Raw genomic sequence first — 6,472 nt, forward strand, 5'->3', positions numbered from 1 at the left:
TTTAAATCGCTAAATAGATTATACCGCACACCAGGCTAAAAATCAAGCCCGTCCGCCGCCGGGTATATTTGTAAAATCAGGGGGAAGATCGTAGAAAAATACCGGCGGCTTTGGTATAATGGCAGCAGGCAGGCCTGCAACCGGCCTGAATTTGAGGAGGAAAAAGAATGCAGAAACATCAAAATATTGTCAATCGCTGTTCATGGGTCAACTATAAAAATCCGCTCTACATTCAATATCATGACACTGAATGGGGCATCCCGCAGCACGCGGATAAAAGGCTGTTTGAAATGCTGATGCTGGAGTGCTTCCAGGCGGGCCTTTCCTGGGAATGCGTTTTAAACAAGCGCGAAGGGTTCCGCCGGGCCTTTGACGGCTTTGACGCGGAAAAAATCAGCCGGTATGATGAGGAAAAATGTCTTCAGCTATTGTCCGACCCCAGCATCATCCGCAACCGGTTAAAAATAAAGGCCTGCGTCGCCAACAGCCGCGTGTTCATACAAATTCAAAAGGAGTTCGGCTCCTTTGACCGGTATATATGGGGGTTTACGGATGAAAAGGTTATCTTTGAGCGCTGTGACATACGGACGTCCTCTCCCCTATCCGACCAGATTTCAAGGGACCTGAAAAAACGGGGAATGAAGTTTGTAGGCTCCACCATTATATACGCCTATTTGCAAGCAATCGGCATTCTGAATGCGCATGAAAGCGCCTGCGACTGTTACGAGGAGGGGCACTGACCCGGCGCAGGGCCGGCAAAACGGATTTCCAGCGCCGTTAAATCTAAAAAGCGACAGCACGTCATCTTGTGCTGCCGCTTTTTATTGTTTTCTGCCCGTTATAAAATTCCTAAAAAAACCGGGGCGCAGGCGGCCTTACGGCGAGGGCCGCGGGGCCGCCTGCGGCTGTTCCTCCTCCCGGCAGGAAAACCCCAGCCGCAGGCCCATTTGCAGCCCCTGGCGGAAAAGCTCCTCCGCCCGCAGGCTTTCCAGATCGGCGCTCAGCGTCATGATTTCGTCGAGCAGCCGCCACTGATCATCTGTCAGCCCGGCGGAAAACGCCTGAATTTTTTCCCGCAGCTTTTCCGAAACCGCCTCGTAGGCTTTTCCCCTTTTTTCAAAATCGGGACGAAAAGCCCCTTGGTATATCTCCTCGAAGACCTCCATGATTTTCCTCCCTTTTGGACCTACAAAGCATTGGCAGCCTTTTAAAAAACGACTGTTTCCCTCTTTTTCTATTATATGCGAAAAACGCATATAATGCAATATGCAAAAATTGCATATACTAAAATAATTTTGGCCGCGGGCTCAAGCTGCCTATGCTTTTCCACCGCGCGGTAAATTATTTTTACAAATTCAGGGGGTATTTTCAGTGTATAGCCGGATACGTGACCTTCGGGAGGACCGGGACTTATCGCAAAAAAACCTTGCCGGCCTTTTAAATGTCAGTCAGACGACTTATTCCCGTTATGAAACAGGCGCGCTCGACCTGCCCTCTCAGGTGTTAATCACGCTGGCTGTTTATTACCACACCAGCGTAGACTATATTTTAGGCCTAACCGATAAGCTGGAGCCTTATCCCCGGCGCCCAAAGCTTCGTTCTTGAAAACTTTGTGGAAAAAGTTGAAAACCTTTATCTGCCTGCCAATAAAAATGAATATTCCCTTTTATCAACGAAGGCCGCTTATTATTTTCAACGATTCCACAATTTTCTTGCGGACCATTTTTTCAGCGCCCATGGGATGTTTCGCCTTTTAAAAGAACATCCTGCCCCAATTTCAACTGGTTTTTAATAGCTTTTCAACATTTTCAACTGAGTTTTCCACAAAAATTAAAAGCACGGCGGCAGCTGTGGAAAACAAACCACAACCGCGCGTGCATTTTATTGGGAGCTTCCCTTTTTGGGACCAGGCCCGGACAGGCCGCCAAGCAGCTTGCGGCCGCGGCTTCTTTTCCGCCGCGCCACACCGGAACCGGGATCCTTCGCCCACTAAACCGCCCGTCCCGCTCAAACAGACTCGTCCTTTTTTCAGGCTGTGCTCATCTATATGCGCGCGGCTTTTATTTTATGCCCCGCACCGCTATTTTTCAGTCCGCCGCCGGGGAAGCCGCTCAGCAGCAATACAACAGCAAAAGAAAAAGCCCTTTAGGCATAAAAAAACAACCATCCTACTGGATGGCTGCTTGAATGTTGGCATCCTCCTATTGTCCCGGGCCGTCGCCAGCCAAGTATCGTCAGCACGTGCGAGCTTAACTTCCGTGTTCGGAATGGGAACGGGTGGACCCTCGCCGTCATCAACACCAACTTCTATTTTACCGCTGTTTCCTGCGGCTTTATTATAATATCACACCAAGAACCAAAATGCAAGTATTTTTTTAAATTTTTCCAAAAAATCTTTCGCTTTTAAGCTGATCCTGTTCAGCCGTTCCATTCCGCATTGGCAAGCAGGTTCCGGCAGCAGAAAATAATCACAGCCGCGGCCAGCAGCGCCCACCCCGTCAGCGGCAGGGCGGAAACCAGCGCGGACCCGCTGCTGAACAGCACAAAAGCGGAAAGGCCCAGTCCCGGCAATAAAACCACCAGCAACAGAAGCATTAGGATAAGCAGCAGCAAGCCCTGCCTGCCTACCTTTCCAAACAGCCGCACAGAGAGCACATTCCCCGCCAGGAAAAACACGCCCATTGCAGCATACACCAGCATGCAGGCCACTGCCGTCAGCGGAGAGCAGCCGGTAAAAATCCCCATTACCGTGAATAAGAGCACGCCCTCGGCGCAGGCCTTTGCCACCCCGGCAGCGCCTGCCCACAGAAGCTTGCGGAAGGGCGCCTCCGGCGCCAAGTAAATATATGGGTTTGTCAGTTCACGCACCCAGTCCCCGGTGGTGTTATAGAAAAACAGAATATAGCAGCTGAGCGTCAGCGAGACGCCCATGAGGTAATCCGGGCGCAGCGGCCCCGCGCTGGAGGCATAGCTTAGCAAAAAGATCAGCACCAGGTTGACACCCAGCAGCAACAGGGTGGACATGCCGGCAAACACAAGGCGGCTGCGCCGTTTTCCCTCGCGCAAATGCTTGAAGAAGAAAACGCTGGCTCCCCAGCCCGCACCGATGCCCATCGCGGAAACGCGGGCCCGCCCATGCCTGCGCGCGGCATGGCCCACGCTCTCCGTCTCATGCTGCTCATAGCCGGCTTCCGCGCGGTCGATCACGCTCTCATAATAATCCACATTTCCCTTGAGGAATATCAACAGCGCCCCGAAAATTGTGGTGGCAACAAGGATTCCATAAATAAATACATTTAAAATATTACCGCTTATCAGGCCGAAGACCAGCCCCTTTACCCAGCCGAAAACGGGCAGGGCCTCCAGCACGGAAACCGAAATCGCCGAGAGCACGGAGTCCGGCCCGCCCTTGCCCAGAGAGAAGCCGTAAAGCACGCCCATGGCGGCCGCGGCAAGAACAACGTACAGGGCACCGCGCATGCGCTGGACCCAACGCGGGTTTCGGTTTGCGAGCTGATAAGCCAGCATCGCCAGCACCTCAAACTGAAACAGCCCTACCACCAGCCCAAGCACGAGAATGAGAATTTCGCCCCAGGTCACGCCAAACATATCCATGGCCATGACGCCGTAAAGAAGCAGGAAGATGGTCAGCAGCAGAATGGAGGCCAGCTGCCTGAGCAGGCCGTAAAGCAGGATTTTTCTGGGCGAAACCGGCGCCGGAAATAGCAGGTTCACGTCGTTCATCTTAAAAAAGGCGGCCCCGCTCTTCATGCCGCTTAGAAGGATGGGCACCCCGAGCAGCAGCAGGGCGCCAAAATACACACCGTGCAGCAGGCGGATGTCCGCCGTAACCGGCGGAACCCCCCAGTGCATCACGGCGCGCTGAAAAATGGAAAAGCCCAGCATGCCGAAAAGCAAGATATAAGCCACCAGCTTGACCGGGTGGCGCAGCAAATCCAAGAGGGAATTTTTCGCTTCTTTTCTCAGCAGAAAAAACAGGGCGTTCATGCGCGTATGCCACCGCCCTCCGTTATGGAGAAAAACAGCTCCTCCAGGTCCTCGCCGTTTGCGGCAAGATCCGCACGCGTACGGATTGCGGCAATGCGGCCGTTCATCATAATCAGCGCCTTGTCCCAAAGCTCCTCCACGCTGTCTATCATATGCGTGCTCAGTAAAATAGCCGCGCCCGCCGCCCTATACTCACCGAGAATCTTCTTCAGCTCCTTGATGGCATGGGGATCCAGGCCGACGAAGGGTTCATCCAGCAGCAAAACCTTTGGCTCCGCCAGCAGGGCGCAGCAAATATTCAGCTTTTGCTGCATCCCTTTGCTGAGCTCCCGGCCCAGCTTATTCTGGTGCTGCACCATGTCCAGCCTTTCCAGCAGGCGCCCGGCGCGCTCCTTCCAATCCTTGACCCGATAGGCACGGCCGATAAACTCCAGATGCTCCTTCACTGTCAGGGTCTCGAACGGCGCGGGAATCTCCGGAATATAGCCAAATTTCCGTTTAGCCGCTAAAGTCTTGTTCGGCTCCCCACAAACGGTGATTTCACCCTCAAAGCGCAGCAGGCCCGCAATGCACTTAATGGCAGTGCTCTTTCCCGCTCCATTCGGGCCAAGCAGCACCGCAATTTCCCCCGGGGCTACCTGGAAGCAAATATGGTCGTTTGCCACCAGCCTTTTATATTTTTTTGTTAAGTTTGATACTTCCAGCATAACCCGGCAATCCTCCATTGCTTTCATTGGGGAGGCGCTTCCCCAGGACGGTATAAGCTTATGAACGCTTCTCACGGTAAACCGGCCTGCACAACGCCGTCAGCCCCGGGCCTTCCCCGCGGTTTAGCGGTAATAATAGTGACCGCCCGCCGCGCTCCCAATTGCCGCAAATACCGTAATGAACGCTAAAACTACGCTTGCGACAATCACCAGCCCCCAGGCCACAATGGCAACCGTTAAGTAATTTTTCGCCTTTTTGTGGGCTGCCATCAAGTCGGTATAGGCATTCATATGAACGGCTGGGTTCGGCGCGCCGCAGCGGGGACAGGCCCCGGAAAAGGGCGCGTAATAGAGGGCGCAGCTTGGGCAGAGAATAGGGCCGCTGCCCAAATTTTTCCGCAAGCAAAGGTAAACAATCGCAGGAATCAAATCAAAAAAGCCCACTAAGAGCCCCCACATCAGCGCATTATTGTTATAACGGCTTCTGGCATCCTGGTATACAGCCAGGGCTAAAAATACTTTTCCGGTAATCATCAGGCCAAAGAGCAAAAACCAAATAATCAGAAACCAAACAGACCACATGCCTACACCCATACAACATTCCCTCCCGTCCGCGCCGGCGCTTGAGACAAACGGCGCGCCTCATCCTTTAATATGCCGGGCCCGCGGCAATTCATACCGCGGCCCCTGACAGCGGCTTTGTAGCCATTGTACCATAGATTCCAAAAGAAATCCATCACAAAGATTGAAAACCGCCCCGCCGCACACAGCGCCCGGCCTGCCGGGCTCGCCCGTGAAAGCGCGGCGCAGCGGCTTACAGCGTGCGAATAACCCTACAGGGATTCCCGACCGCCAGGCTGTTCGGGGGAATATCCTTGGCAACCACACTTCCCGCGCCAATCACGCTGTTCGCGCCGATAGTCACGCCCGGCAAAACCATAACGCCGGTACAGATCCAAACGTTATCGCCAATCGTAACGGGATGCGTGTACTCCAGGCCCTCCAGGCGCTGCTGCACGTCCATGGCGTGTTCCTCAGTAATCAGGCAGACATTGGGGGCAATAAACACGTTATTGCCGATGGTGATCTTGCCACTGTCCATCAGCTTGCAATTAACATTCAGAAAACAGTTGTCCCCCAGCGTAGTATTGTAGCCATAGGTACAGAAAAGCGGATGTTCCACCACACAGTTCTCGCCCACCCGCCCCAGCAGGCCGCGAATTGCCGCCGCACGCGCTTCGCGCTCCAGCGGATGCAGATGGTTGTAATCATAAAGCTTTTTTACGGTAACATCACGATCCGCGGCCAGTTCCGGGTCGCCTGGCTGGTATAATATACCGGCATAGGATTTCTCTTTTTCCGTCATATTCAACACCTCATGTCCCTTGTTGATATTCAAGTAGGCCGTGCCCGCCGCCGGTGCAGATTTACAGGCTGTCAGAACCACGGCATCTTTATTATAACAAATACAAAACAAAAAGGCGATATGCTTTTTACAAGCCTACCGCCCTTTATAACAAAAAAACAGCGCCAAACGGCGCCGTCAACATTTTGTTTCAAACATACCCTGAAAACTGAATAAAGGGACCCGCAGATAAACGAACCAAACCTACAATCTCAAAGGCTTTCCACAGTTACCTATGGTCAAGCCCTCGGCCTATTAGTACTGCCAAGCTCAATGTGTTGCCACACTTACACACGCAGCCTATCAACCTTGTAGTCTTCAAGGGGCCTTACTAGCTTTCGCTATGGGATAT

General features: G+C 53.0%; 7 protein-coding genes and 2 rRNA genes. 2 read left to right on the forward strand and 7 right to left on the reverse strand.

Annotation, left to right across the window (positions count from 1 at the left end):
- Positions 1–167: 167 nt before the first annotated feature.
- Positions 168–740 (forward strand): DNA-3-methyladenine glycosylase I, encoded by a 573-nt coding sequence (locus tag DPQ25_RS08530; protein WP_112332744.1) that lies wholly within the window; start codon positions 168–170, stop codon positions 738–740.
- Between the two features lie 135 nt (positions 741–875).
- Here the strand turns inward: DPQ25_RS08530 and DPQ25_RS08535 are convergent, their stop codons facing one another.
- Positions 876–1,166 (reverse strand): DUF6809 family protein, encoded by a 291-nt coding sequence (locus tag DPQ25_RS08535; protein ID WP_112332745.1) that lies wholly within the window; start codon positions 1,164–1,166, stop codon positions 876–878.
- A 205-nt stretch (positions 1,167–1,371) separates the two neighbouring features.
- On the opposite strand from DPQ25_RS08535, the gene DPQ25_RS08540 reads away from it, so the two are divergent.
- Positions 1,372–1,605: a helix-turn-helix domain-containing protein gene (locus DPQ25_RS08540; RefSeq protein ID WP_112332746.1), complete on the forward strand. Its 234-nt coding sequence runs from the start codon at positions 1,372–1,374 to the stop codon at positions 1,603–1,605.
- Between the two features lie 583 nt (positions 1,606–2,188).
- Here DPQ25_RS08540 and rrf read toward each other — a convergent pair.
- From rrf to DPQ25_RS08575, 6 genes are all read right to left on the reverse strand, one after another.
- Positions 2,189–2,305, reverse strand: a 5S ribosomal RNA gene (rrf, locus tag DPQ25_RS08550).
- Between the two features lie 113 nt (positions 2,306–2,418).
- Positions 2,419–4,008 carry a putative ABC exporter domain-containing protein gene (locus tag DPQ25_RS08555; RefSeq protein WP_112332748.1) on the reverse strand — a complete coding sequence of 530 codons (1,590 nt, stop codon included), beginning with the start codon at positions 4,006–4,008 and terminating at the stop codon, positions 2,419–2,421.
- Complete coding sequence (locus DPQ25_RS08560) at positions 4,005–4,715, reverse strand: ABC transporter ATP-binding protein (protein ID WP_112332762.1); 711 nt, start codon at positions 4,713–4,715, stop codon at positions 4,005–4,007. Before DPQ25_RS08560 ends, DPQ25_RS08555 begins: the two co-directional genes overlap by 4 nt.
- A 123-nt stretch (positions 4,716–4,838) precedes the next feature.
- Positions 4,839–5,309 (reverse strand): hypothetical protein, encoded by a 471-nt coding sequence (locus DPQ25_RS08565; RefSeq protein WP_112332749.1) that lies wholly within the window; start codon positions 5,307–5,309, stop codon positions 4,839–4,841.
- 220 nt (positions 5,310–5,529) lie between these two features.
- A complete protein-coding gene (locus DPQ25_RS08570; protein ID WP_112332763.1) occupies positions 5,530–6,081 on the reverse strand; it encodes a sugar O-acetyltransferase in 552 nt (183 codons plus the stop codon).
- Between the two features lie 274 nt (positions 6,082–6,355).
- A 23S ribosomal RNA gene (locus tag DPQ25_RS08575) occupies positions 6,356–6,472 on the reverse strand; the annotation flags it as partial.

Origin of the sequence: Hydrogeniiclostridium mannosilyticum (assembly GCF_003268275.1) — a bacterium.
Classification (GTDB): domain Bacteria; phylum Bacillota; class Clostridia; order Oscillospirales; family Acutalibacteraceae; genus Hydrogeniiclostridium; species Hydrogeniiclostridium mannosilyticum.

Excerpts from the sequence above, each read along its gene's own strand:
- DPQ25_RS08570 (WP_112332763.1), bottom strand. The coding sequence starts at position 6,081 with ATGACGGAAAAAGAGAAATCCTATGCCGGTATATTATACCAGCCAGGC.
- DPQ25_RS08535 (WP_112332745.1), bottom strand. The coding sequence starts at position 1,166 with ATGGAGGTCTTCGAGGAGATATACCAAGGGGCTTTTCGTCCCGATTTT.
- DPQ25_RS08565 (WP_112332749.1), bottom strand. The coding sequence starts at position 5,309 with ATGGGTGTAGGCATGTGGTCTGTTTGGTTTCTGATTATTTGGTTTTTG.
- DPQ25_RS08555 (WP_112332748.1), bottom strand. The coding sequence starts at position 4,008 with ATGAACGCCCTGTTTTTTCTGCTGAGAAAAGAAGCGAAAAATTCCCTC.
- DPQ25_RS08530 (WP_112332744.1), top strand. The coding sequence starts at position 168 with ATGCAGAAACATCAAAATATTGTCAATCGCTGTTCATGGGTCAACTAT.
- DPQ25_RS08560 (WP_112332762.1), bottom strand. The coding sequence starts at position 4,715 with ATGCTGGAAGTATCAAACTTAACAAAAAAATATAAAAGGCTGGTGGCA.